Raw genomic sequence first — 24,254 nt, forward strand, 5'->3', positions numbered from 1 at the left:
GCCCAGCGGCACCCGAAACCCATGGTCTTCAGCTCCTACGAGTTCCTGTTCGTCTTCCTCCCGATCAGCTTCGCGGGTTTTCTCGCGTTGGAGCACTACGGGTGGGGTCGCGCGGCACTCGCGTGGGTCGTCCTCGCGTCGCTGGTCTTCTACAGCTGGTGGAACCCGGTCTATCTGCCGCTTCTCGTCGGTTCGATGGCGATGAACTTCGCGCTGGCGCGTCTGCTCGCCCGGCTCAATCCGCGGACGGAGGGAGGGCGCCGGAAGCTGGTGGCCACGGCCGGCGTCGCCGCGAACCTGCTCGCGCTCGGGTACTTCAAGTATACGGGCTTGTTGGTCTCGTCGATCGAGAACATGAGCGGAGCGGAGTTCGGCTTCGCGCAAATCGAACTGCCCCTCGCCATCTCGTTCTTCACGTTCCAGCAGGTCGCGTATCTGGTCGACGCGTACCGCGGAACGGCGCCGACATACGGTGGGCTTCAGTACGCATTCTTCATCAGCTTCTTTCCGCAGCTGATCGCCGGCCCGATCGTCCGGCATGACGAGACGATTCCGCAGCTCGCCCAGGGGCGACGTCGGACCTCGTGGTCGAACGTGGCGATCGGTGGGACGATCCTCGTGGTGGGCCTCGCCAAGAAGGTGATCTGCGCCGACAGCGTCGCGCTCTACGCGACGCCGATGTTTACCGACGCGGCGGGCGGGGCGGACGTCGGCTTGTGGAGGGCGTGGACCGGTTCGATCGCCTACGCGCTTCAGATCTACTTCGACTTCTCAGGCTACAGCGACATGGCGATTGGTTGTGCGCGCCTGTTCGGTATCCGCCTGCCGCTCAACTTCGACTCGCCGTACCGCTCGACCAGCATCTCTGAGTTCTGGCGGCGCTGGCACATTACGCTCTCGTCCTTCCTGCGCGACTATCTGTACATCCCTCTCGGCGGAAATCGGCGGGGCGAGTCCCGCCGCTACACGAACCTTTTGATCACCATGCTGCTCGGCGGCCTCTGGCACGGGGCCTCGTGGACCTTCGCGCTCTGGGGTGGACTGCACGGCCTGTACCTCTGCATCGACAACGTTTGGACGAAGGTGCGTGGGGAGCGCGGTCCGCCGACGGCCTCCGGCCGCGCACTCTCGTGGGCGCTCACCTTCGTTGCGGTGGTGCTCGCGTGGGTTCTGTTCCGCGCAGAGGATCTCTCGACCGCGGGCCGGGTCTACGCGGGTATGCTCGGTACGAACGGTCTAGGTCTGCCTCTCGCCGGCGAGATGGTCACCCTGGCGGCGGTACTATTCGCGCTTCTCGCGATCGCCTGCTTCGGCCCGAACACGCAGCAGCTCCTGCGGGACTTCGAGCCCGCGCTGGACTTCCCGCGCCCGTCGGACCCGGCCGAGGTTCCGTCGCACTGGCCTCGACTCGGCTTCGGCACCGGATGGGCGGTGCTGGTCGGTCTGCTCGCGGCGCTGTCGATCCTCTACCTCGAGCGATCCGACGAGTTCTTGTACTTCCAGTTCTGAGCTCCGTCCCGGCGGCGTGCGCGACCTGCGGCGGCCATGAACCGCCGTTCATGACGTCCGCGACGATATTGGCCACGCCCGTCTTTGCAACGATCGACGATCATTCCAATCGCCGTCACGGCGCTACCGTGCTTCGGCACAACGACAGCCTACCGGGCGACATCGACCGGCCCGGTGACAAGGATTTCTTCTCCATCTGGATTCCGGGACATTCTCCGGTGAACGTGCGGCTCTCTGCCGAGAGTCACATCGACACGTTGGGGCGGCTCGACGACGCCCATTGCCGCGAGGTGCGCGCGATGACGACAGCGGTCACAGCTACAACTTCGCAACGGGCGTGCCGCTGCATTTGCGCCAGTACTACGTGTCGGTCGAGCCGCTACAGGCGGTACGTGTCGCGCGGACCACGGCGACGTGTGCGGAGACTCCAGCCAGTGCACTCCCGGCCTCGAGTGTATCTTCCCTACGCTGCCCGGCGGCGCGATCCCGATCGCGGACACCTGCGAGCGTCGTCAGAATCGCCAGAATCCGAACAATACCTGCCACAATGCGACCCGTGTGCGCCCCGGCGATGTCGTCGATGCGCGGCTCGACTACCCCGGTGACGTCGACGTCTACAAGCTCGCGCCTCCGCAGCCGAATCAGAGCTGTGTGTGCGTCCAGTCGTGCTGCCACTGTCCGGGAGACGACCTCTACCTCGACCTGATCCAGACCAACGGTCACCTGCCCACGAAGCGGATCTTCCGCGATGCCTGGTGCCGACCGATCCAGGCCTTCCTCCAGGAGGATCCCCGCCACGGTCCCTTCTGGTCGGTCGTCGTGTACTTCCGCGCGCACTGGCATGCCCTGGGTGGAGCGGTCTACGTCGAGGTCCGGCACGAGTCGTCCCACGGAACCGGCCACTACGAGTTCGAATCGACTCCTCTTCTGCACCGCAACGACAGGCTCTACTTGCGGAACTGACCGGTCGAGTTTCTCTCGGCCCCCTTGCGCGGCCCCGCTTTTTCGGCGGGCCGCGTCGTCGTCCGGGCATTGCGCGCGCGGCGGCGGCGAAGAATAGTGCCTCCATGCTGCGAATCCGTCAGTTGGCCCTGGTCGCGCGTGATCTGGAACCGGTCGTGGAGGACCTCTGCGCGGTTCTCGGCGTGTCGGTTTGTTTTCGTGACCCGGGGGTCGCGACGTTCGGCCTTGTGAATGCGCTCATGCCAATCGGGAATCAGTTCCTCGAGGTGGTATCTCCGGCGACGGACGGCACGTCGGCGGGCCGGCAACTCGAGCGCAACGGCGGGGACGGAGGGTACATGGTGATTCTCCAAACAGATGATCTGGCGACCGCGCGCTCTCGCGTCCTGGCCGGCGGCGCTCGCGTCGTTTGGGAGGTCGAGCTGGAAGACATCGCGACGATTCATCTCCACCCGCGGGATGTCGGGGGCGCGATCGTCTCGCTCGACCAGTGCCAAGAGCCGGACGAGTGGCGCTGGGCCGGGGGCACGTGGAGAGAAGCGGTTTCGACCGACGTCGTGAGCGAGATTCGCGCGGCCGAGGTCTACACTGAAGCGCCCGATCCGGTGGGGCGTCGTTGGACGGAATTGTTTGGCCGCGAGCTCGTGCCGCAGGGAGACGGCTTCGACTGGCCGCTCGATGGGAACGCCGTGCGGTTCGTGCGCGGCACCGGGCGCGAGGGCTTCCACGGCATGGAGTTGACGGCACCGGGGCGGGACAAGGCGCTCGAGGTCGCGCGCGAACGCGGACTTCCGGTGGACGGGGACCGCGTCACGATCGCCGGAACTTCGATCCGGCTCAAGGCGCCCTGAGGTTACGTATCATGGAACTGGCTCTGCAGGGGAAGCTCGCTCTGGTGACTGGCGCGGGATACGGCATCGGACGCGCGATCGCCGTCGAGCTCGCGCGGGAAGGTGCCGACGTCGCGGTCTGCGCGCGTGGCCGCGATCCACTTCTCGAGACGGCACAGGCGATCGAGGCCCAGGGGCGTCGCGCGATAGTCGTCACAGCGGATCTCGCGACGCCACAAGGTGCGACCAAGGTGTGCGATGTGGTCCTCGCCGAGGCCGGGCGCGTCGACATCCTGGTGAACAACGTGGGCGGTGCGCCGGGACCCGCCGGCTTCGAGAACCTCACTGACGAACACTGGCAGGCCGCATTCGATTTGAACCTGATGTCCGCGGTTCGGTTCTCGCGCCGTCTGATCCCCACCATGGTCGAGCGCGGTTGGGGGCGCGTGATCAACATCGCGTCGACGTCGGCTCGGCAGCCCGACGCGGTGGTGGTCCACTACAACTGCGTGAAGGCCGGGCTCATGGCCCTCTCCAAGACGCTCGCGACGGCGTATGCCAAAGACGGCGTGATCGTGAACTGCGTCGTGCCGGGTCTCACAAGGACCCCCGCGGTCGAGCGCAGCGCGGCCCGGAGGTTAGAGGAGCAGGGCGAAGACGTGACCGGGCTTTCGGCGGACGAGGTGGTGAACCGGTACTACATTCCGCGCCGTCCGCTCCCGGTTGGGCGCGTCGGGACGCCGGAGGATCTCGCGGGGATCGTGACCTTCCTCGCGTCCGAGCGCGCCAGCTGGATCAGCGGCGCGGCGATCAACGTAGACGGCGGGTGGGTGAAAGCGGTCTACTAGCAGACTTCATCGGGCCGGGAGCCCGCGCGCAGTCCCGCCAGCAGGAGATCGGTGATCGCATCGGCGGTCGCCTTCGGAGAGGTACGCATCGTCTCGGCGAGTTCGGGCCGGGCGAACTCGCGACCGAGTCCTCCGAGGACATGGGCGACCGCGGCCGTATCGACCTGTGGAATCTGCCGCTCCGAGACCGCGCGGTCGAGCAGGTTCTGTGTGACCGCAATCAGGTAGTCCTCGTGAGCGGAGAGGAGTTGCTCAGCGCCGGTGACCTTGGCGAAGTCGGCGGAAAGCGCGACCGCCTCGGGCTGCACGGCTTCGTTGGCGGCCTGGAGGTAGGCGCGAAGTGCGTCGAGCGGGAGCATCGACGCGTCGAAGGTTTCGACCGCGGCGCGACCGATGCGGCGCAGGCGCCGGTCGACGACCACGAGAATCAGCTCGTCCTTCCTCGGGGCGATCGCGTACAGTGTTCGAAGGGAGCAGTTCACGCGAGCAGCGATCTGCGCCATCGTGAGATCGGCCACGCCGCCGGCGGTGAGCTGAGCCTCCAACGCGTCGAGGAGATCGAGCTGACGGTCGCTGAGTTCCCGTTCGGCCTTCGGTGAAAGCAGTGGCTTCGGCGCGCGCACGCCGGGAAAGCGTACGCGATCGTCCTTCGGCGCGAGCGCGCTGCTCAAGACAGCAATGCCTCCGGCAGGTCGACGACTCGCGCACGGAGCCACTCGCCGAGGCTCTTGGCTTGCGGATCCTGTCGCGTCGAGGCCGCGACGCCTTCCTGAAGGAGCCCGTGAAGGAGGAAGTTGATCGAGCGGATCGCCGGAAGCGGGTGGCGATCGACCGTGAGCTCGGCAGCTTCGGGGAGAAGCTCCTTCAGCTTCTGTGTAGTGAGGAACCGCTCGAGCCACACGAAGGCGTCGTCGCTCCGGGCAAAGATGCCGAGGTTCGCGTTGCCCCCCTTGTCGCCGGAGCGGGCACCGTAAATCGTCCCGAGCGGCAGGCGCCGGGTCGGCCCCGTGGGGACCGCGACCGTCGGCCCCGCCGTTTGCTCTACAAGGACGTCGGCGGTCGGGATGACGGAGGAGACTTCCCGCGTTTCGCCGCCGAGCATCACGACTTCCTGCGGCACGAGCGACGCCGGAATGCGGGCCGCCTCCATGACGCCGAACGGGCGTCCCGGGCCGGGCCCGCCGCCCACGCCGAAGAAACCCGGGATGCTCGCGAGCGCGAGCTCGATCACCGCGTTCGAGAAGGCGCGCCCGACCTTCTTCTCGTCGGGATCCTTCACGCTGATACGGAGGATCGAGACCGCCTGCTCATTCGATTCCGGATCCGCACGATCGGTGCGCACGAGGCGGGTCGTCACGTGCGCGAAGTCTTCGGGGGAGAACGGGCACGCCTCCCAGAAGCTCTCCTCGACGAGCGTCGCCTTCTCTTCGATATCGAGACCGGTGAGGCAGACGTTCATCTCGTTGCGGAACCCACCGTGGCGATTGATACAGACCTTGAGCGTCTCCGGCGGGGGCTCGCCCCGAATGCCGTACATGCGGACGCGGTCGGTCGCTTGTTGTTCGAGCTGGATCGTATCGAACCGCGTCGTGACGTCTGGCCCGAAGTACCGCGGACTGCCGATCTCGTAGAGCAGCTGCGAGGTCACGGTTCCGATGGAGACCTGGCCGCCGGTGCCGTCGTGCTTGCCGATGACGGACGAACCGTCGGCGGCAACCTCGGCCCACGGGAAGCCTACGCGGTTCATCCCCGGGACCTCCTTGAAGAAAGAGTAGTTCCCGCCGGTAGCCTGGGAGCTGCATTCGATGACGTGGCCCGCGGCGACGCCGCCCGCGAGCGCGTCCCAGTCCGTTCGCCCCCAGCCGTGGTGCCACGCCGCGGGGGCGCAGACGATCGCGGCGTCAGTTGCGCGCCCGGTGATTACGATATCCGCGCCATCGTTTAGCGCGTCGACGACGCCCCAGATGCCGATGTAGGCGTTCGCCGTGAGGAAGGCGGACGCGTCCTTGATTGGCGCGTCGCGCGCGAAATGCGAGAGAGCGCCGGCAGCCACGAGATCGTCCATCCGCGGGAGGAGGTCGTCTCCGCAGACGTACGCGATCTTCGGATGCAGGCCGAGCTTGTCCGCGACTTCGGCAACGGCTTCCGCGCAGCCGTCGGGGTCGAGCCCGCCGGCGTTGCTCACGACCTTGATGCCCTTGTCGAGGCAGGTTCCCATGACCTGCTCCATCTGCGTGACGAAGGTGCGGGCGTAGCCGCCCCCTGGCCTCTTCAGGCGGGTGCGCGCGAGGATGAGCATCGTGAGTTCGGCGAGCCAGTCGCCGGTGAGGACGTCGATCGGTCCTCCTTCCACCATCTCTCGGGCGCCGGAGAGTCGGTCCCCGAAGAAACCCGAACAGTTCGCGATGCGAATGGGATCAGCCATGGGGGCCTCCTATCCTTCTTCCGTTGGTTCGACGACGAGGAGCAGAGCGCCGGCGTCGACCTGCTCGCCCTCTGTCACGCGCACTTCGGTGACGGTGCCGCTCTCGGCGGCGCGCATGGGATGTTCCATCTTCATGGCTTCGAGGACGAGGAGCGTCTCGCCGGCCTGCACCGCGTCCCCAACCTTCACGCGAAGCTCGATCACTTTTCCGGGCATCTTCGCAACGAACCCGCCTTCGGCCTCGTCCGCGCCGGGCACCTTGAACCGTGGTCGTTCCTTGAGGGTGAGATCGCCGTGTGGGGTCTGAACGATGATCTCGGTTCCGTTCCGGGTGACGCGGGCTTCGGATCGCCGCCCGCCGATCTCGACGTCGATCCCGCCCTCGCGCCAATCGTGTATGCGGGCCAGCGTTCCGTCGCTGAAGCGAAAGCGGCCGTCGCGCTGTGAGCGATAGGACACGGTGACGCTGTCTTCGCCGTGGTCGAGGACGAGCTTCTGATCGGGAAGACGTGCGTTGCGCCAGCCGGACGGTGCCATGCCGAGGATCGTCGCGTCGGCCCGGTTCACACCCTGGACCCACAAGGCGGCGACGCGCGCCGCGTGCTCACGGTCGGCGTCGGTGGGCGAGAGTCCTCGCGCGGGCTTAACGCGGTCGATGAAGTCGGTGGTCGTATCGCCCGCCAGGAACTCGGCCGTGCGCAGGGTCGCGACCAGGAAGTCTCGGTTCGTCACGACGCCGCCGAGGTGCGTGCGGGCCAGAGCGAGCGCGAGGCGGCCCGCGGCTTCGCTGCGGGTGGGGGCGTGGGAGATGACCTTCGCGAGCATCGGATCGAAGTCGGTTCCGACTACGGAGCCCTGGACCACGCCGGAGTCCCAACGCACGATGGGGGCCTCGGCCGGCTGGAACGCGGCAAGGGTTCCGATGGCAGGGAGGAAATCGCCGGCGGGATCTTCCGCGTACAGGCGCGCCTCGATCGCGGAGCCAGCGAACGTGATGTCGCTCTGGGCGTATCCGAGTGGTTCTCCCGCGGCGACGCGCAACTGCTCTCGGACGAGGTCGATTCCGGTCACTAGCTCGGTCACAGGGTGCTCGACCTGGAGACGCGTGTTCACTTCGAGGAAGAAGAACTCGCCGGTGTCGTCGTCGACCAGGAATTCGACCGTGCCGGCGGACTGGTACCCCAGGGCCTTCGCGAGCCGCAGCGCCGCGTCGCCCATCGTGGCGCGTAGCGCAGCGTCGATGCGCGGCGACGGGGACTCTTCGAGGATCTTCTGATGTCTTCGCTGGATCGAGCACTCGCGCTCGCCCAGATGAACGACGTTGCCGTGCCCGTCTCCGAGGATCTGGATCTCGATGTGACGCGCGCGAGCGACGTATCGTTCGAGGAACACGCGGTCGTCCCCGAATCCTCCGAGCGCCTCGCGCTTCGCGGCGGCCAGAGACTCCTCGAGCGCATCGGCCGACGCGACCACGCGCATGCCCTTGCCACCACCACCGGCCGCGGCCTTCACGAGAAGGGGGAAACCCACTTCGCTTGCCTTCGCCAGATCTTCGGACCCGGGCAGCGTGGGGACGCCGGACGCAACGGCGAGGGCCTTCGCGGCGATCTTGTCTCCCATCTGCTCGATGGCTTCGGGAGAGGGGCCGACCCAGGCGATTCCGGTGGCCGCGACGTCGGCGGCGAAGCCCGCATTCTCCGACAGGAAGCCGTAGCCGGGGTGGATCGCGCCGGCGCCGGTCGTCTTCGCGGCGGCGAGAATCGCGGCGCCGTCGAGGTAGGAGGTCTCGAGGCGAACGGCTTCGTCGGCATCCTTCACGAACGGGGCATCCGCGTCGGCATCGACGTAGACGGCGACGGAGCGGATCCCCATGTTGGCGGCACTGCGCATGATTCGGCGGGCGATCTCCCCGCGGTTGGCAACGAGTAGCGTCGTGAAGCTCACAGGCGGAACACTCCGTATCCGTTCGCGCCTTCGATGGGCGTGTTGCGGACCACCGAAAGGCAGATGCCGAGGGCTGTCCGGGTGTCGCGCGGGTCGAGGATGCCGTCGTCCGTGATGGCGCCGGTCGCTTCGAGCGCGACCGACCCCTTCTCCTGAATGGCTTCCACGGCGGCGACGAGTTGCGCATCGGCCTCTTCGTCGAAGGGCTCTCCCTTTCGCGCGGCCTGGCCGCGGCGCACGATCGACATGACGCCGGCGATTTGCTTGCCGCCCATTACCGCGATCTTCGCGCTGGGCCACAGGAACGTGAAGCGGTTGTTGAACGCCCGCCCGGACATCGCGTAGGTGCCCGCTCCATACGACGCGCCGACGATGACCGTAAGGTGAGGCACCATCGAGTTCGTGACTGCGTTGAGGAGCTGCGACCCCTTCTTGATCATGCCGGCTTCTTCGAAGTCGCGGCCGACGATGAAGCCCGTGAGGTTCTGCAAGAAGAGGATCGGAAGATCGATCTGGTTGCAGAGCTGGACGAAGTGCCCGCCCTTCTCCGCCGATTCGGGGTAGACGACGCCGTTGTTGCCGAGAACGCCAACCGGGTATCCGTGGATCGAGGCAAAGCCGCACACTAGCGTCGCGCCGTACCGCGGTTTGAACTCTTCGAAGCGTGATCCGTCGACGATGCGTCCGATGACGTCGCGGATCTCGACGGGGCGGCGGTGATCCGAACTGATGATGCCCAGCAACTCCTCGGGCTCGAGAACCGGCGGGTCGGCGCGGAGCGACGGCTCCGGTCCGGGTTTGCGCCAGTTCAGGTGGGAAACGACTTCCCGGCAGAGCCGCAGAGCGTCCGGTTCGTCCTCGGCGAGATATTCGGCGAGGCCTGAGATGTCGGCGTGCATCTGCGCGCCGCCGAGGCTCTCGTCGTCAGACTCCTCGCCGGTCGCCATCTTCACGAGCGGTGGTCCCGCCAGGAAGACCTTCGACTGCTTCTTGATGACGACATTGTAGTCGGACATCCCGGGCTGATACGCCCCGCCCGCGGTCGAGCTGCCGAAGACGACGCAGACCGTCGGAATCTCGAGCTTCGAGAGCTCGATCATCTCGTAGAAGAACCGTCCAGTCTCGGCGAAGTGAGTCGTCTTGGGTGGGCGGCGGGTCTTCTTGTCGGATGGGGGTTCCATCCGGAGATCGGCGCCGGCGGACTCGACGAAGCTGACGTACGGGATCCGGTTGTCGCGCGCGATCTCGAGTGCGCGCATCCACTTCTTGGCGGCGTAGTCGGTGAGCGCGCCGCCGAGGACCGTGGGGTCGTTCGCGAAGATCACGCACTCGACGCCGGCGATCACCCCGATCCCGACGATGGCTCCTCCGCCGATCGCGTAGTCGGAGTTGTAGGCGGCAAGCGAGCTGATCTCGAGGAACGGGCTATCCGGGTCGAGGGCGAGGGCAATGCGCTCGCGGACGGGCAGCTTCCCCCGCTTGGCCAGGCGCTCGTGGTGATGGAGGCCTCCGCCGATCTCGGCCTGGTCGAGAAGTTCTTCGATCTCCCCAAGCTTTTCGACCATCGAATCGCGGTTTTCCTGGAACTCCGGGGTACGGGGGTCGAGCGTCGAGCGCAGGGGGGGGGCGAGCAGCGCTGGTTGCATGTTGGTCCTCCGAAAAGCGGTGAGCGTTGAAGCGCCTTCGCTATCCGGGCCGGTAATGAAAATCAAGCATTATTACCGCAAGACATTGCCACAGCATCGAACTCGGCTAACCATGGTGTCGACCGAGCGGTAATGCTCGGAAGTAAACGGAGGAGAGACGACAAATGAAGAAGATGGGGATCGCAGTTCTTGCAGGAGCATTCGTTCTGGTTTCGGTGGCTGCCGGTCATGCCGGCCCCAACGTGGGCGGGAAGAACTTCGGCATCCAGGCGCGCAACATCCAGAGGAACCAGGTTCAAAAGCGCAACGAGATGTACTCGCGGACCGGCCGTCCGGTGACGGTCTCGAACTGGAAGTGGGAGAACTCTTCGCCGCGGCGCTATCGCCCGTTGAAGGTCCCCATGATGAAGCGCGTTCCCGCGAACGGCTGATTCTGAAGTAACCAAGCCTTTTGGGCCCCGGTACTCAGGCGCTTTCGCGCGTCAGGGTGCCGGGTGCTCCCGAAGGGCAGCCAGGCGTCGCGTTCAGGGGAACCGCTGGTGGCCGAGATGGACCTCGAGGGCCGGATGCTCGCGGGCGCGCCTTCTCAGGCGGTGCAGGATCGCCACACTACGGGGCCCGTCGTGGGAGAAGGTTCCGGGCTCGATGCTGTTCTCCCAGCCCCACGCCGTGTGGCTAGTAGCATCGCCGACGAGAAGCTTCGCGCCGTCGAGCGAGCTCCACCTCGTCTGCGCGTGCGGTATGCCATCGGTCCCGCGCGTGCGGGCCGTTGCGGATCTACTTCTGGACGGCGTGCGATTTCAAGGGAGGCCGTTCATCGACCGCACCACGTCGTAGACCTCTCCGATGTTCTCGAAGTCGACCGTGACGAAGTTCGGCAGGTCCTCCGATTCGCTCTGACACTGCTCCGCCCGATCGATGAAGAGTGGGCTGTGATTCACCATCTCGGCCAGTGCCTGAGACGCGAACGGTTTCGTCAAGAAGTGATTCAGGATAAACAGCGCGTTGCTCGTCGAGCCGCGATTCGGCGTGCAGGAGAAGGCGGCCGGGGTGGTGAACGAGAAGTGCGTCTCCCAGGCGTGGGCCCATACGTAGTGATGCCAGGGGAGCGTCCCGCCCCAGTCGTCCGTGAACACGACGAGGCGGGTGCCGGCGGCGATCAGGTCGCGAAGCGTCGGCCAGGGTGTGCCAACGGGCTGCGTGTGGACGTGGGCCAAGAGCCCACTTGCCGCGAAATCGGCCGCGGTGTCCGCCTCGGAGATGTAGCTCTCGAAGATGATCGACAGCACTTCGTGCGGGTGGGTATCGAGGTAGGTCGTGAGCTCCGCGAGGCCGACGTCCAGGGGTTTTTCACCGGTGATGTCACAGCCGAGGCCGGGGGCGATCTCGCCGCCGTGGCACAGGACGGCGTCGCCACCCCAATACCATGTGTCCAACATCAAGGACCGAATTCCGGCGTCGAGCTGGTCGGGCACTGAGACCTGTTGGTTGGGTGCGAGCCAGCCCTCGGCGTCGGTCGACATCGCGTTGTGGGAGGTCGCGTAGGAGACCTCATCGAACGGGCGATCGCAGAGTGATGCGGCTCCATTGCATTGGATGCAGCTCAGGTTCGCGGTGCCGTCGTCGTACAAGTCGCAGCCGGCGCCGAGTGCGCTCGAGTCGGAAAGGAGGAGACACGCCCGACAATCGGCGCGCCTAGACAGGCACGCCGAGAAGTCGCCTGAGCCGCTACACGTACCGGGAAGAGCGGTATCGAGATCGACGCCTCCGCACTTCTGGTCGAGTGCCTTCGTGATGCCGGCGCGGGCTTTCGCGATCTTGCCGTTCGCGTCAGCCGCGACGTCGTCGAGGCAAGCAGCGAGCGACACGGTGTCGCTGATGGAGTCGTCCTGCAGGCCCGTCTTCTGGCACTTGGAGAAGGCCTTCAGCTCCTGCGCGACAACCTTGCCGGTCGCTTTGAGCACGGCGGCCTGGCACGAGGCTCCGGTGGAATCGGTTGCGGAGAGAATCGCCGCGTCACCCATGTCGGCTCCGAAGATCTCGTGGGCCACGCCGAGCTGTTCTGTTGTGGCGCTCGAGTTTACCTGTGCGGCGCCGCTGAACCCGAAGCTCGGGATCGCGCTGCATTTCGATGCCTCGGTGTCGGTGGTCTTGCCCGTCGCTTTGCCCACCTTGCCCTTCCCGTCGGCGAGGAGGCAGGCCGTGGCCTCCGCGGCGTCGAGGTCGCCCTTCGCGCGCGCCTTGAGGCAGCGCCGGGCTTCGCCGCCTTGTGCCTTCGCGACTTTCGCGGCGCCGCTGCTCATCTTCACGAGACAGGTGGCTTCATTCGACAGGGCAGCGGCCGTATCGGGAAGGGCGAGCGCGGCCGTGAGCACGCCGAGGGCGGCCACGGAAACGGAGAAGAAGCGGGCTGAGTAGCTGGGCATAAGGACCTCCGATTGGCCTTCCCTTATACACGACCGCGCCCCCCGCGCGGCAACGAACTTTTTCGGCCGGTTGCGCCTCAGCCGAGCTCGTAGAGCAGGTGTTGGCTCAGATCCCCGACGAGGTCGATGAACATCGTCCGAGTATCGAACCACCACTGGCCGTCGATGCGCTGAAACGTGTCGTGGTAGTGGCCGCAGATGATCGGTTGCAGGGCGAGCGCATCGGTACTTTGGAAGACCGTGTAGTAGCTTCGCGCTGACCCGGTTCCGGCGTCGTCGTTCGCTTCCACGATCGCGTTGGTCGTCATGTGGCGCGTCTTCGGCGTGCCGTCCTGGTAGAGGCGCGTCGCCGCCTGGTACATGCCGAGGACTTTGTCTCTTCCTTCGAACCCGACTTCGTGCGCTGCATCGGGGGAGGGGAGGATCCGCCCGTGCTGGAAGAGGTCGGCCACCCCGCCGAGGTCCCCGGCATCGATCCGTTCGGCGTAGGTGTACAGGAGGTTTTCGATCTCACGTGCGCTGTCGGCCATGCGTGAGCTTACTGGGACTCCGGGCGGCACTCCAGCTGTCCGGGTGGACTGGCCCGCGACGGGGCACCGACGACGCAGCGGGTTCTCAGCGAGAACTTTACCGAGTACACGCCGGCGAAGGCCCAGGGGCTGATCGATTTGGTGACGCCGCGCGTCGAGAGTGGTGCGCCGGTCGATGTCGCCGGATTTCAGACTCATCTGCTGTTCGGGGAGCCGGATTGAGGCGAGCTGCGTGGCGCGCCGCAAGCGGGCGGCTTCTACGTATGAGGGACGGCCTTCGCTCGGATGCGGGTCGCCGATTGACGCTCACCTCGCGTGACTCGTCGATCGAGATCGGGGATCCGACAAGGCTTCGGTGCGACGCTCTAAGTCCGGAACCCCGGAACGCACCTGCTGCTACGGCCTGCGTTCCGTAAGCAACGGTGCCGGACGTTTCCTCAGAGGACTGAGGAGACGCGGTCGAGCGGAACGACCGCGCACTCGGGGTTCTGCGTGCTGTTCGGGGCCAGGACCCAGCGCAGGAGCATCTGACCCTCGAGCCGTCCTCCGGTATCGAGCCAGTTCGGAACGCTTGGATCGCGTGCGGCGATGACGATTCGCCAGTCCCCGTTCGGGCTCGCCGTCGCGCGGTGGTTGTTCGTGCACGTCGGCGCGTAGCGGTAGTCGTAGGACTCAGCCCAGGGGTTCACGAGAACGAGTCCCCAGTACATGAAGTCCGCCGGTGGTCGCTTGATCGTGACGATCAGTGCGGTGTCGTCCTCGATCTTCCAGCGACCGCCCATGTACAGCATCTCCGTGCTGCAGTGCGTGTCGACTTCGTCGTCCTGAGCGTCGACGTGGGCTTGTCCCGGCGCGCCCGTGATGCGGTTGGTGTTGGCTGTGGTCCCCTCGTACATCGACACGCACGTCTGCGCGACGAACGTGAGGAAGCTCGCGGCGAGCTCGAGCTTGTCCGCGAATGCGTCGGGCGTGAGGCGCGGTGGAGGCACTGGTTCGCCGAGGCGCTCGACGTGCAGGACCGCGCCCCGCTGCGTCTCCTTGTCGAAGAACGTCTCGCGAACGGCGAGGTGCTGGATCTCGGGCACCATCTCGACCCAGTTGCCGTCGCACCGCTCCCGGCTGATCGTGATCTCGAAGGTGCCGTCGTCGGCGATCTCGAAGTCGTCCAGATTCGATTGGGCGAGCGTTCCCCCCCCGCCCCCTCCCTGGCCCCAGTGGAAGATGTCACTGCCGAAGGTGAGGCCCACGTAGGGTGCTTCGCCACGGTTCCCGGACAGGCGATAGCTCTGCCCGTCGTCCAGAACGCAGAAGTGATAGCTCACGTCGGGGTTGTCGACGATGAACTTCTTGTAGGCATCCTGCTGCAGGAACATCACCGGGTGTTCTGGATCGTTCTTCTCCACGACCCATTCGAGCGCGATGGACGCGAGCCGGGTCGCCCATCGATATCCCTCGGCCCAATCGGCCGGCGCGCCGGGCTGCTTCGCCTGCTCGAGGATCTCGACGACACGCCCCTGGGCGTCGAGCCAGGTCTGGTGGGCGGATTTGAGTCGATCAGTCACGGAAGCAGGTAAACAACAGCTCTGGTTCGTTTGTAAAGGTGCGGCTCTGGTTCCACGAAAAACGGCGACGCCCTCTCGAGCGCCGCCGGGTTCCGATTCGAAACGGGAATCCTAGAGGTTACCGAGAACCGATTCGGCGCTGGACGCGTCCAAACCGGGGCCCTGCTCGACGAGGAGCTTTTCGACCTTGCCGTCGTTCGTGATCATGGCGTAGCGCTGCGAGCGCTGGCCCATCCCGAACTTGCTGCCGTCCATCTGCAGGCCCATCGCGGCGGCGAGCTCACCGTTGCCGTCGGCGATCATGCGGACCTTGCCGCCAGCGCTCTGGGCTTTGCCCCAGGCGTCCATCACGAACACGTCGTTGACCGAGAGGCAGACGATCTCGTCCACGCCCTTACCCTTGAGCGCGCCGGCCTGTTCGACGAAGCCGGGCAGGTGCTTGGCGGAGCACGTCGGGGTGAATGCACCGGGAACGGCGAAGAAGACGACCTTCTTGCCTTTGGTCAGGTCCGCAAGCGCGGTGGGAGTGGGTGCGCCGTCGACCATTTCGGTCAGAGTGACGCCGGGGAGCGAGTCGCCTTCTTTGATTGCCATGATTTCCTCACTTTGGCGTGGCCGAGGCCACGGCTGGGTTCGTCCAGATTGCTACCTGCGGGCGAGCAGGCGCTCAAGCGTGGGATTGGCGGTAGTACTTTTCATGAGGCGGGCGTTCAACGTCCTGATCTTCGCGGCAAACGGCCGGATCAGCGGACCGATCACGCGGGCCATCATGCTAGTCGGCGGGGTGTTCGCGGCCGGCGGAAAGTCGCGGAGCCCGAGCTGGTCGATGGCGTCGCCCGCGAGAGCCATCACGGGAGCGTCCTGCGGGGTACCGGTCGAGTCGGCGATGCGCACCATCCGCTGGAAGTTCGCCGCGACGGCCGCAGCTTCGAGGAAGTCCTCCGGCCCGACGGCTTCGGTGATCGGGCCGCGGAGCTTTGCGAGCGCGGCCTCGTCGTACGCAACGAGGGCTTCGGCGAATCGAATCAGAAGGTCGGCGTGCGCGATGCCGGAATCACTGGCGCGCGAGGCCCCTTCGGCGATGGCGCTCACGTTCAGATCGGTCCCTTGGGCTTGGCCACTCGCACGGAGCAGGCCGGCGTGCGCACTCGTTCAATAGAAGCACTGGTTGAGCGCCTTGCCGTGGGAGCTAGGATTCGCGACCTGGAGCAGTGGGACGTAGTACGATTCGGACAGGTCCTTCAGCTCCCGAACGGCATAGGGCACGAGGCTCATTGCGGCGATCACGTTCGGTACGATCGGCAGGCCCTCGAAGAGGTCCGCGTTCGGGCCGTTCCGGGAGCCGCCGGCGGTCATCATCGGGCCCCAGGCGACGCCTTCGGCCAAGCCGTCGGGTCGGACCCGCGTGGGCTCACCGGGTGTAGGTGTCGGCAGCGGGAGGAGCGCGATGCCGAGTCCGCGATGCAACTCGTCGATGCTGATGATCGTGACGACGATGCCGAGTAGTTCGACGTGGTGGCCTCCTGCGCGGCGATCTTGTTCACCCAATCGTGCGTGAGGCGGGTGGAATCGGTGACAATCCGGCCCACCGGTTGCCCGCATGGCGGAGCTGATCCGAGGCCCGTTCGTTTGCTCTGACGATATCGTCGCGGACGGGAACGGGCGATTGGGAATAGTCGAAGTTCTGCGCTCGGGCCGGGGGCACGACGAGGGGAGCTTCGGCCCCGCGGGGGGGGGGAGTTGTCAATATGGGCCATGCGGGGTTGCCAACAGCGCCCGCGGCGCGGCACTATCGTGGGCGATCCGAGTTCGCACGCCGGTGGTCTTCGATTCCTTCAGCTTCCTTCTGTTCTTTGCCGTAGTCGTCGCCGGCTACCAGCTCCCTTTGCCGTGGGCGTGGCGGAAGGGGATGCTGCTGCTCTTCAGCTACGTCTTCTACGCTGCCTGGAATCCGCCGTTTGTTCTGCTCATCTGGATCTCGACGGTCATCGACTGGTTCGCGTCGCGGGGTATCGCAGGCGCGACGACGATCGGGCGGCGACGCGCGTTTCTGGGCCTGAGTCTCGCGACGAACCTCGGTCTCCTCGGCTTCTTCAAGTACGGCGGCTTCCTGCTCGAGAATTTCGTTGCGCTCGTCCAGTCGATGGGCGGCGACTTCCAGCCGGCCGCGCCCAACATCGTGCTTCCGGTCGGCATCTCGTTCTACACGTTCCAGACGCTGTCCTACACGATCGACGTGTATCGCGGGCAGAAGCCGTGGCCGTCGTTCCTCGACTTCGCGTTGTACGTGACGTTCTTTCCGCAACTGGTCGCGGGTCCGATTGTTCGTTCGGGAGAGTTCCTTCCGCAGTGTCGCGAATCCCGACGAAGCAGCGACGAGGATCTCGGTTGGGGCTTGTCGCTGATCGTCGTCGGGCTGTTCTTCAAGACCGTCCTGGCCGATGCGATGCTGGCGCCGCTTGCTGATACGGTCTTCGCCGACGCGGAGAAGGCGGGATTCATCGCGGCCTGGTCGGGCGTGTTCGCCTTCTCGGGGCAGATCTACTTCGATTTCGCGGGCTACTCGACGATCGCGATCGGCGCGGCGCGCTGCCTCGGCTTCACGCTCCCGACGAACTTCCGAAGCCCGTACGCGTCTCTCGGCTTTTCGGACTTCTGGCGTCGCTGGCACATCAGTTTGTCGACCTGGTTGCGGGACTATCTCTACATTCCGCTCGGTGGGAACCGGCGGGTTCCGATTCGCGTGTCGATGAATCTTCTAGTGACGATGCTGCTCGGTGGCCTGTGGCATGGGGCGAGCTGGCTCTTCGTCGTGTGGGGAGCGCTGCACGGTTTCTACCTGATGGTCGAGAGGAAGATCCGCGAGCGTTATCCGCACTGGGTCGAGCCCGGTGGACTACTTGGCCGCGCTCTCGTGACGGTCGGGACCTATCTTCTGGTATGCTTCGCTTGGGTCTTCTTCCGCGCGCCTGATCTCGGGAGCGCGCTGTCCATGTCCTCAACGATGTGGACCGGCGGTGCGGGCGAGCTCGCCCTGGATCGCGTCCAACTCGAGCTGGGGCTTGCTGCGACGGCCCTCATGCTCATCGGCAATCAACTCATGCGCGAACGCACGTTCGCGGGAACGGCGGGACTTCTCCCCTGGTGGGGGAGGTCCGTCGTGCTCGCGGCGATGTTGGTGGCAATCGCGCTCAGCCCCGGGAATGACCGTGCCTTCCTCTACTTCCAGTTCTGAGGTCGGTGGGCCGTGGGGGCGCACGTGGCTCCTGGCGGTCGTCCTGGCGGCGCTCGTCTTGGGTGGCGCCGAACAGCAGTGGCGCGCGCGCGGGTTTACAGTCGCGGTCAGCGACTCCGCGCGACTGTGGAGTGCGCAGCGACGTCGGGCCGACGGCGTCGAGCAGCCGGGCAGCGTGATCGTGGGCGCGTCGCGGGCGCAGTACGGGTTCGATCTGGACGTGTTTGCCGACGAGACCGGTTGGCCCGCGCCGATCCAACTGGCTCTCCAAGGGCGCTCGCCGCTTCCCGTGCTCGAAGATCTCGCGGCGGACGCGTCCTTCTCGGGGCTCGTGATTGTCGAGGTGACGGAACGAATCCTCTTCCAATGGACGCGGCAGCGTGAGGCACGCGCGCGGCGGCGTGTGGAGGAGAGCCACGCGCTCGCGGCGAGCCAGACCGAGACGTTCGAGGCATGGATCGACGGTGCCGTCGGTGGCCATCTCGCGTTCCGTAATCCGGAGTTGTCTTTCGATCGAATGCTCGGCCTCGCTCACGGCGGCTTCGCGCTCGTGCCGCGGGAGCGGTGGGTTCTTCCCGACCGGTCCGCGAAGATGGACTTCTCGCGCGCTCGCGCCGCCATTCTGGAGAATCGCTGGGTGCGACGGTTGGCCGCGGAGGAGCCGCCCGGAGCCGTCGTCCGGGGGCGGATCCTCGACGAGGTTGCGAAGGCTGTGGAAGCGATTCGCGCGCGAGGCGGAGAGGTCGTCCTGGTCCGGATGCCGGGAAGTGGAGCGCTGGCGGCGATGGAGGAGCAGAAGTTTCCGCGCGAGAGCTTCTGGGAAGTGCTTGTGCGGCGCGTCGGTGGTCCCGCGATCCACTTCGAGGACTACGAGGAGCTACGGTCGATCGCCACGCCGGACGGCTCGCACATCGACTTTCGCGACGCGCCGGAGTTCACGCGGGCGCTTGCGCGAGTGCTGCAACGGCAGCTCGCCGGGCCGAGCTGAGCCGGGCCTATACGGTTGCGGCTTCGCTGAACGAGGCGTGCAGCTCGGCGAATGACGCCCCGAGGGCGTAGCCGAACTTCTCGATGTCGGGGACGAGCTTCGCATCCGACGTCATGCACCAGCAGACCTGGCCGTCGTAGCTCATCAGCCCCACGGGGATTCCGGCGCGCGCTCGATCCCGTCTCTCGGTGCTTCCCGGATGCTGCCGAACTGATCGCGGATGGTGTCGAACAACAGGTCCGACGACGATCGATTCAACGTGCGGTACGACGTTCGCCACACTTGGCTTCCGCGTCTCGGTGATGACGCGAAGTTGAAGGCGCTCGTCGGGCGCATCATGTCTCAGCGATTGGACCGAAATCGTCCGCTCTGGGAGTTGTGGATCGTCGAGGGGCTCCCGAACGGCCAGTGGGCGATGGTCACCCAAACGCATCACTGCATGATCGACGGCGTCTCGGGCGTCGACATCTCGACCGTCCTGATGCTGGTCGAGCCCGACGATTCGATCGAGGAGGCGCCCCCGTGGCGTCCGCGCAAAGCGCCGAGTGGTCTCACCCTGTTGACGGACGAAGCGAAGCGCGGCCTGCGGGCACCGTTGGACCTCTACGTGGGATCGATCGGCAGTGACTGGATCGCCCGGTGCCGGCTCGCCGAGGCCCAGCCGGAGTCAGTTCCCGGAGGCGGTTGAACCCGCGGTTTCGGCGGCAAGCGGGACTCGGAACCAGAAGGTGCTGCCGGCGCCCGGAGCGCTCTCGAAGCCGACCTCGCCGCCCATCTGCTCGACGAGGCGCTTCACGATGGCGAGCCCGAGTCCCGTTCCCCCGTAATTGCGAGCGATCGAGGGGCCGACCTGGGAGAACGATTCGAAGAGCTTCTCCTTCGCTTCGTCGGGGATCCCAATGCCGGTGTCGCGCACCTCGAAGTGCAGACGGTCTTTCGGTCCGCCGTTACGGCAGGCGTCGACGCGCACGGCGACCTCTCCGGTCTCGGTGAACTTCACGGCGTTGGCGACGAGGTTCAGCAAGATTTGTCGGATCCGGCCCACGTCTCCGAGGACCTGTTCGGGAACGCCTGGCTCGATCGTGCTGGTCAATGCCAGCTTTTTCTCGACGGCGGCGGTCGCGACGAGACCGAGGGTCTCGTCTACGACCCGGCGCAGTTCAAACGGCTCGCGCTCGAGTATGAGCTTCCCGGCTTCGATCTTCGAGAAGTCCAGGATGTCGTTGATGATGTTGAGGAGGTTGAGCGTCGCCGCCCGGGAGCGCTCGGCGCACTCGCGCTGCTCGTCTTGGAGATCGGAGTCGAGGAGAATTTCGGTCATGCCGAGGATGCCGTGGATTGGTGTCCGGATCTCGTGGCTCATCGTCGCGAGGAAGTCGCTCTTTGCGTCGTCGGCGGATTGTGCGAGGTCGCGCGCATCGGCAAGGGAGCGCGCGATGACGATGCTCTCCGTTCGGTCCTGCATTACGAGCATGTCGCCGACGAAGTGGCCGGAGCGCTCCTTGAGCGGCCAGGCGCGAAGCTCATACCAGCGGCGGTCGCCGAGGTTACCGCGCGCAATCTCGATCCCGGCCGATTCGAGCCGGCCCGTCTTGTCGTGCGCGAGCCGCAGCGCGTCGGGTCCTTCGGGAAGAATGTCGGCGAGGTCACAGCCGTTCACGAGCGACGTCGGGCGACCGAGAAATCTCTCCGCGGCCGGATTCAGATCGACGACGCGGCCGCGGTGGTCGACGACGATCCAGCCGTCGCGCATCTGCTCGACGGCGATCCCCCGGGCGATCGGCGCGAGATCGAGAAAGCCGATACGCAGGAGGCTCCACGTGACGAGGACGGCGGCGAGGCCGAACGCGAATGGTGCGAGGTCGACGTCGGGCCACGGGCTGAGCCCGGTGGTGTAGGTCACGTTCGCGATCCAGGGGATCAGCGCTGCCGCGAGCAGTACGCGGGCTTGGCGTCTCATCAGCTTGGTGGAATGCGAAAGCCCGCGGATCACGGACCAGGTGGCGATCACGAAGACGACCGTGCTGTACCCGTAGGCGACCCAGTACCAAGGGCCGGGAGTGAGGCGGAGGTGGGGTGGGTCGAACTCGAGCCGGCTCCATTGGAGACCCCCCTCGAGCCCGTTGGTCCACACCGCGATGAGCGTGATCGCCGGGATCACCGCGAGACCAACGATCCAGCCGTTGGGCAGAGGGCGGCCTCGCAGGAACTTCGCGGTGAACATGAGCCAGCTGAGCGGCACCATCACGATGCCGATGTAGCCGATCTTGGTGCCGAGAAGTTTCCACCACGGCGTCCACGATGCGTTTTCCAGTCCGTATCCGAAGCACCAGATCGCGATTCCGATGATCTGCACTAAGAGGCCGGGCGCGCCGGGGGCTGTGCGCCTTCTCCAGACCGCCGTCGCCAATGGGATCATCGACGCAAGGGACAGCAGGTACAGGATGTTGAGGACGACGTTGCCCAAGACGCGATAGGCTACCCCATCTCGGTGGCCGGGGCGACCAATGCTCTCCGAAAGTCCCGGTTCGGTCAGCGCGGGGTGTGGGTGAGGAGCGTGCCGTGCACGCCGTTGTGGACGTTGCTGTGGTTCGTGATCGTGATTTGGGCCAGGAGGAGGTCCCAGCCAGTCGAGTTCACGTTCACCTTGGCGCCGCTGACGCAGGCCCCCCACCCTGGGCGGTATGAAGCCGAACCGCTGGTAGTAATTCACGTGGTACTGCGTTCCGGGCGGCAGTCGCGTCTCGGAATCGAGATCGACATCCGAGCCGCCGCCGTGGGCGTCGGTGTGGGGTTCGGTGTCGGGGTGGGGATCGGTGTGGGCGTCGGAGTCGGAGTCGGATTCGGAGTTGGCGTGGGTGTCGGCGAGGCACACGAGGCACGCGTTTACGTCTATGCAGTCGGCGATGGGAATGGTCTCGCCGGGGCTCGTGCGATTGACGAAGCCGAGCGCCGCCGGGGCCGAGGCGCCACCCTGGACGCACTTTTTCTGGGCGAGCGTGTCGAGATTCGTTTCGGCGCGAGAGATCTTCACGGGGCCGGGAATGGGAGCTGCGCGAGGTCGCTGTAGTCCACGCTCGCGGGAACCTTCCCGAGGCTCTTTCGACAAGAAGCGTCCTCCCTCGGGATTTGAGCGAAAGTCGGTCGTACGCCGGCCGGAAGGTGGCGATTGGGCGTCGAGCCCCTTGGTGGTAGGCCAGACGCGTGGAGCGACGATCCCGGGCCCTGGCGGCGCTCTCTTTCGGCTCGCTCTTTGTTCTGAAGCTGCCGCTGCTGGCGCTTCCGTATCACTGGGACGAGGCCGGCGCGTATGTTTCGCGCGCGCTCTGGCTCGCCGATTCGGGGCTTCACCGCGCTTTGCCCGGACTCCATCCGCCGACCCAGTTCTTCGGTCATCCACCGGGGCTCTATCTGCTACTGGCGTCGGCCTACCGGCTCTTCGGACATAGCATCTGGCTGACCCATCTCGTGGCCGTGACTCTCGGAGCGACGACCCTCTATCTAACGTTCCGCGTCGGTGAGCGGATCGGAGGTTCTGCCGCGGCATTCGTTTCGGCGTTGTTCCTGCTGCTGAATCCGCTGTTCTTCGCCCAGGCCGGATTGATGCACGGAGACATGGCCGTCGCCGCGCTCGGACTCGCCGCGACCCTCTTCTATCTCGAGGAGCGGCGGCTGCCGTACTTCGTCTCCGCCGTTGCGCTTTTGCTCGCGAAGGAAACCGGCCTCGGCATCGTGGTCGGCATTGCGGTGTACCACGCACTCGTTCGATCCGACCGGCCTCGGCATTTGCGGGAAGCGGTCGTGCTGGCGACACCCGGGCTCATGCTCGCCGCGTTCTTCGCGGCGTCGTGGATCACGACCGGTCGGCTCCTGAACAACTCGTACTTCGACACAAACACGCTCGTAACGCTCTCGTTCGAAAAGGTGCGGTGGGTTTCTCGTTGGCTCTTCGTCGAGCAAGGGCGATGGATTCTGACGGCGTGCACGGTCGTCGCCTTGACGTTCGGACGACGGGAGTACCGATTCCGCGAACTTCCGCTGCTGGCACTTGTGGTGATCCCTTTCTGGGCGGCGTTCGGCGCCTTGTACGTTCTCCCGCGGTATCTCCTTCCTGCCTTCCCTTTCCTGTCGGTGGCGGCGGGCCTGGGGGTGGTCGCGCTTGGCCGAAGGTGGAAGCTCGTGCCGGTCGTGGCCGTCATCGCGGCAGGAGCGTCGTTCGCGCTCACGATTGACGGCACGCGCGAGGGCTCGGGGTCCTACGAAAACAACCTCGAGTACGTCGATGTGGTCGAGACGCACCGGGAGCTGGCGGCGTGGCTCGAGGCCCATCACCAAGGTGCGGTGATCGCAGCCGGATGGCCGCTCGGCCAAGTGCTGCGCGAGCCCAGGCTCGGATACGTTTCGGTCCCCCTCAATTCCGCATCGACGCATCAGCATCCGGAGATCCTCGCCTGGACTGCGCAGGGGGACGCATTCACGCAGAGTTTAGTCGCACGCGCCGAAGGCGAGCGGTGGGAGATCCTGGAGCGCTTCGAGAACGGCGGAAAGGTTGCGGCGGCGTTCGGTCGACCCGCGCGCCGACCGGTCCGTCGGCACCTCCCAGAGAAGGGCACCGTGCGCTAGGCTCCTGTCATGGAATCTCCAAAGCTAGATCCGGAATTGGTGCAGGGGCTTCTCGATTCCCTTGCGAGTTGGGACCCGCGTGCGTCCGTTCCGCTCGCACTCACCTACATGCGCGTCGGCGATGAGGAGGCCCTGAAGGGCTTCGATGCGATGGCGCTCGCGAACCCGAGCACGCCGGAGATGCTGCAGGACCGTTACCTCAGTCCCGCGCCGGACGTCGCGTACCTCGCGACGCTGCCGGACGGTACGCTCGGCAGGGAGTTCGAGCGGTATCTGACCGAAAACGGGCTCGATGCGAATCTTCTACGTGAATCCGCGTTCATTCCGGCGCACCGCGAGCGCGGCGACGACGTCGGCTACCTCGCGGAGCGAGGCTTCCAGCTCCACGATCTGTTCCACGTCCTGACGGGCTTCGACACGACGCCGCTCGGCGAGGTCCGCGTGGTGAGTTTCACCGTCGCGCAGACCCCCGCGCCGTATCCCGCGATGATCATAGCGAGTCGTCCGTTGCAGATGGTCCTGTACAAACCCGAGCTCCTACCCGTCGTGATGGACGCGATCACCGAAGGTTGGGCTCTCGGCCGCAAGGCTAAATCTTTGCTGCCGGTTCACTGGGAAGACCACTGGGAGCGGCCCCTGGCCGAGCTTCGGGCCGAGTACGACCTGGCATAGGGGAGCCAGCGGCGGGTCGAGGGCGGACCACTTCAGAAGGGGGTTAAATTCGG

23 protein-coding genes are annotated in these 24,254 nt (G+C 65.9%); 11 read left to right on the forward strand and 12 right to left on the reverse strand.

Features of this window, described 5'->3' with window-relative positions; all coding sequences use genetic code 11:
* Window positions 1-21 precede the first annotated feature (21 nt).
* The 4 genes from P8R42_05230 (at window position 22) to P8R42_05245 (ending at window position 4,150) form a co-directional block, all read left to right on the forward strand.
* On the forward strand, window positions 22-1,509 hold the full coding sequence (locus P8R42_05230; GenBank protein ID MDG2304050.1) for an MBOAT family protein: 1,488 nt from the start codon (window positions 22-24) through the stop codon (window positions 1,507-1,509).
* 414 nt (window positions 1,510-1,923) lie between these two features.
* Window positions 1,924-2,472, forward strand: coding sequence for a hypothetical protein (locus tag P8R42_05235; protein MDG2304051.1), 549 nt, complete (start codon window positions 1,924-1,926; stop codon window positions 2,470-2,472).
* Between the two features lie 104 nt (window positions 2,473-2,576).
* A complete protein-coding gene (locus tag P8R42_05240; protein MDG2304052.1) occupies window positions 2,577-3,323 on the forward strand; it encodes a VOC family protein in 747 nt (248 codons plus the stop codon).
* 11 nt (window positions 3,324-3,334) lie between these two features.
* Complete coding sequence (locus tag P8R42_05245; protein MDG2304053.1) at window positions 3,335-4,150, forward strand: SDR family oxidoreductase; 816 nt, start codon at window positions 3,335-3,337, stop codon at window positions 4,148-4,150.
* On the opposite strand, the gene P8R42_05250 is transcribed toward P8R42_05245, so the two are convergent.
* Genes P8R42_05250 through P8R42_05265 form a run of 4 tightly spaced genes read right to left on the reverse strand, consistent with a single transcriptional unit; the run spans window position 4,147 to window position 10,165 of the window.
* A complete protein-coding gene (locus tag P8R42_05250; protein MDG2304054.1) occupies window positions 4,147-4,821 on the reverse strand; it encodes a TetR/AcrR family transcriptional regulator in 675 nt (224 codons plus the stop codon). The genes P8R42_05245 and P8R42_05250 overlap by 4 nt on opposite strands.
* Complete coding sequence (locus P8R42_05255) at window positions 4,818-6,575, reverse strand: DUF1446 domain-containing protein (GenBank protein ID MDG2304055.1); 1,758 nt, start codon at window positions 6,573-6,575, stop codon at window positions 4,818-4,820. Before P8R42_05255 ends, P8R42_05250 begins: the two co-directional genes overlap by 4 nt.
* A 9-nt stretch (window positions 6,576-6,584) precedes the next feature.
* Window positions 6,585-8,519, reverse strand: a complete 1,935-nt coding sequence (locus tag P8R42_05260; GenBank protein ID MDG2304056.1) for a biotin carboxylase N-terminal domain-containing protein — start codon at window positions 8,517-8,519, stop codon at window positions 6,585-6,587.
* Window positions 8,516-10,165 carry a carboxyl transferase domain-containing protein gene (locus tag P8R42_05265; GenBank protein MDG2304057.1) on the reverse strand — a complete coding sequence of 550 codons (1,650 nt, stop codon included), beginning with the start codon at window positions 10,163-10,165 and terminating at the stop codon, window positions 8,516-8,518. The genes P8R42_05260 and P8R42_05265 overlap by 4 nt, the downstream gene beginning before the upstream one ends.
* 164 nt (window positions 10,166-10,329) lie before the next feature.
* Between P8R42_05265 and P8R42_05270 the strand changes: the two genes are divergently transcribed.
* Window positions 10,330-10,596: a hypothetical protein gene (locus P8R42_05270; protein MDG2304058.1), complete on the forward strand. Its 267-nt coding sequence runs from the start codon at window positions 10,330-10,332 to the stop codon at window positions 10,594-10,596.
* A 369-nt stretch (window positions 10,597-10,965) separates the two neighbouring features.
* Here P8R42_05270 and P8R42_05275 read toward each other — a convergent pair whose 3' ends face one another.
* From P8R42_05275 to P8R42_05300, 6 genes are all read right to left on the reverse strand, one after another.
* Window positions 10,966-12,591, reverse strand: coding sequence for a hypothetical protein (locus P8R42_05275; GenBank protein ID MDG2304059.1), 1,626 nt, complete (start codon window positions 12,589-12,591; stop codon window positions 10,966-10,968).
* Window positions 12,592-12,668: 77 nt separating this feature from the next.
* Window positions 12,669-13,121 carry a nuclear transport factor 2 family protein gene (locus P8R42_05280; GenBank protein ID MDG2304060.1) on the reverse strand — a complete coding sequence of 151 codons (453 nt, stop codon included), beginning with the start codon at window positions 13,119-13,121 and terminating at the stop codon, window positions 12,669-12,671.
* Window positions 13,122-13,558: 437 nt separating this feature from the next.
* A complete protein-coding gene (locus P8R42_05285; GenBank protein ID MDG2304061.1) occupies window positions 13,559-14,683 on the reverse strand; it encodes a hypothetical protein in 1,125 nt (374 codons plus the stop codon).
* Between the two features lie 111 nt (window positions 14,684-14,794).
* Window positions 14,795-15,277 carry a peroxiredoxin gene (locus tag P8R42_05290; protein MDG2304062.1) on the reverse strand — a complete coding sequence of 161 codons (483 nt, stop codon included), beginning with the start codon at window positions 15,275-15,277 and terminating at the stop codon, window positions 14,795-14,797.
* Between the two features lie 51 nt (window positions 15,278-15,328).
* Window positions 15,329-15,775, reverse strand: a complete 447-nt coding sequence (locus tag P8R42_05295; protein MDG2304063.1) for a hypothetical protein — start codon at window positions 15,773-15,775, stop codon at window positions 15,329-15,331.
* A 60-nt stretch (window positions 15,776-15,835) separates the two neighbouring features.
* Window positions 15,836-16,231 (reverse strand): hypothetical protein, encoded by a 396-nt coding sequence (locus P8R42_05300; GenBank protein ID MDG2304064.1) that lies wholly within the window; start codon window positions 16,229-16,231, stop codon window positions 15,836-15,838.
* Between the two features lie 271 nt (window positions 16,232-16,502).
* Between P8R42_05300 and P8R42_05305 the strand changes: the two genes are divergently transcribed.
* Complete coding sequence (locus P8R42_05305; GenBank protein ID MDG2304065.1) at window positions 16,503-17,918, forward strand: MBOAT family O-acyltransferase; 1,416 nt, start codon at window positions 16,503-16,505, stop codon at window positions 17,916-17,918.
* Window positions 17,893-18,906 carry a hypothetical protein gene (locus P8R42_05310; GenBank protein MDG2304066.1) on the forward strand — a complete coding sequence of 338 codons (1,014 nt, stop codon included), beginning with the start codon at window positions 17,893-17,895 and terminating at the stop codon, window positions 18,904-18,906. Before P8R42_05305 ends, P8R42_05310 begins: the two co-directional genes overlap by 26 nt.
* A 7-nt stretch (window positions 18,907-18,913) precedes the next feature.
* On the opposite strand, the gene P8R42_05315 is transcribed toward P8R42_05310, so the two are convergent.
* A complete protein-coding gene (locus P8R42_05315; GenBank protein ID MDG2304067.1) occupies window positions 18,914-19,060 on the reverse strand; it encodes a hypothetical protein in 147 nt (48 codons plus the stop codon).
* 69 nt (window positions 19,061-19,129) lie between these two features.
* Here P8R42_05315 and P8R42_05320 point away from each other — a divergent pair, with 69 nt between their 5' ends.
* Window positions 19,130-19,594: a wax ester/triacylglycerol synthase family O-acyltransferase gene (locus P8R42_05320; protein MDG2304068.1), complete on the forward strand. Its 465-nt coding sequence runs from the start codon at window positions 19,130-19,132 to the stop codon at window positions 19,592-19,594.
* Here P8R42_05320 and P8R42_05325 read toward each other — a convergent pair.
* The gene (locus tag P8R42_05325; GenBank protein ID MDG2304069.1) at window positions 19,574-21,373 is read right to left on the reverse strand and encodes a histidine kinase N-terminal 7TM domain-containing protein; all 1,800 of its coding nucleotides are present in this window, start codon (window positions 21,371-21,373) and stop codon (window positions 19,574-19,576) included. The two genes, P8R42_05320 and P8R42_05325, sit on opposite strands and share 21 nt — an antisense overlap.
* Window positions 21,374-21,619: 246 nt before the next feature.
* Here P8R42_05325 and P8R42_05330 point away from each other — a divergent pair, with 246 nt between their 5' ends.
* The 3 genes from P8R42_05330 (at window position 21,620) to P8R42_05340 (ending at window position 24,201) form a co-directional block, all read left to right on the forward strand.
* Window positions 21,620-21,976 (forward strand): hypothetical protein, encoded by a 357-nt coding sequence (locus tag P8R42_05330; protein MDG2304070.1) that lies wholly within the window; start codon window positions 21,620-21,622, stop codon window positions 21,974-21,976.
* Between the two features lie 134 nt (window positions 21,977-22,110).
* On the forward strand, window positions 22,111-23,529 hold the full coding sequence (locus P8R42_05335) for a glycosyltransferase family 39 protein (GenBank protein MDG2304071.1): 1,419 nt from the start codon (window positions 22,111-22,113) through the stop codon (window positions 23,527-23,529).
* A 9-nt stretch (window positions 23,530-23,538) separates the two neighbouring features.
* Window positions 23,539-24,201 carry a Coq4 family protein gene (locus P8R42_05340; GenBank protein ID MDG2304072.1) on the forward strand — a complete coding sequence of 221 codons (663 nt, stop codon included), beginning with the start codon at window positions 23,539-23,541 and terminating at the stop codon, window positions 24,199-24,201.
* Window positions 24,202-24,254: the final 53 nt, after the last annotated feature.

The sequence above is a fragment of the Candidatus Binatia bacterium genome (assembly GCA_029243485.1).
Lineage (GTDB): Bacteria > Desulfobacterota > Binatia > UBA12015 > UBA12015 > VGTG01.

Excerpts from the sequence above, each read along its gene's own strand:
- P8R42_05290 (MDG2304062.1), bottom strand. The coding sequence starts at position 15,277 with ATGGCAATCAAAGAAGGCGACTCGCTCCCCGGCGTCACTCTGACCGAA.
- P8R42_05255 (MDG2304055.1), bottom strand. The coding sequence starts at position 6,575 with ATGGCTGATCCCATTCGCATCGCGAACTGTTCGGGTTTCTTCGGGGAC.
- P8R42_05245 (MDG2304053.1), top strand. The coding sequence starts at position 3,335 with ATGGAACTGGCTCTGCAGGGGAAGCTCGCTCTGGTGACTGGCGCGGGA.
- P8R42_05275 (MDG2304059.1), bottom strand. The coding sequence starts at position 12,591 with ATGCCCAGCTACTCAGCCCGCTTCTTCTCCGTTTCCGTGGCCGCCCTC.
- P8R42_05340 (MDG2304072.1), top strand. The coding sequence starts at position 23,539 with ATGGAATCTCCAAAGCTAGATCCGGAATTGGTGCAGGGGCTTCTCGAT.
- P8R42_05280 (MDG2304060.1), bottom strand. The coding sequence starts at position 13,121 with ATGGCCGACAGCGCACGTGAGATCGAAAACCTCCTGTACACCTACGCC.
- P8R42_05240 (MDG2304052.1), top strand. The coding sequence starts at position 2,577 with ATGCTGCGAATCCGTCAGTTGGCCCTGGTCGCGCGTGATCTGGAACCG.
- P8R42_05230 (MDG2304050.1), top strand. The coding sequence starts at position 22 with ATGGTCTTCAGCTCCTACGAGTTCCTGTTCGTCTTCCTCCCGATCAGC.
- P8R42_05270 (MDG2304058.1), top strand. The coding sequence starts at position 10,330 with ATGAAGAAGATGGGGATCGCAGTTCTTGCAGGAGCATTCGTTCTGGTT.
- P8R42_05265 (MDG2304057.1), bottom strand. The coding sequence starts at position 10,165 with ATGCAACCAGCGCTGCTCGCCCCCCCCCTGCGCTCGACGCTCGACCCC.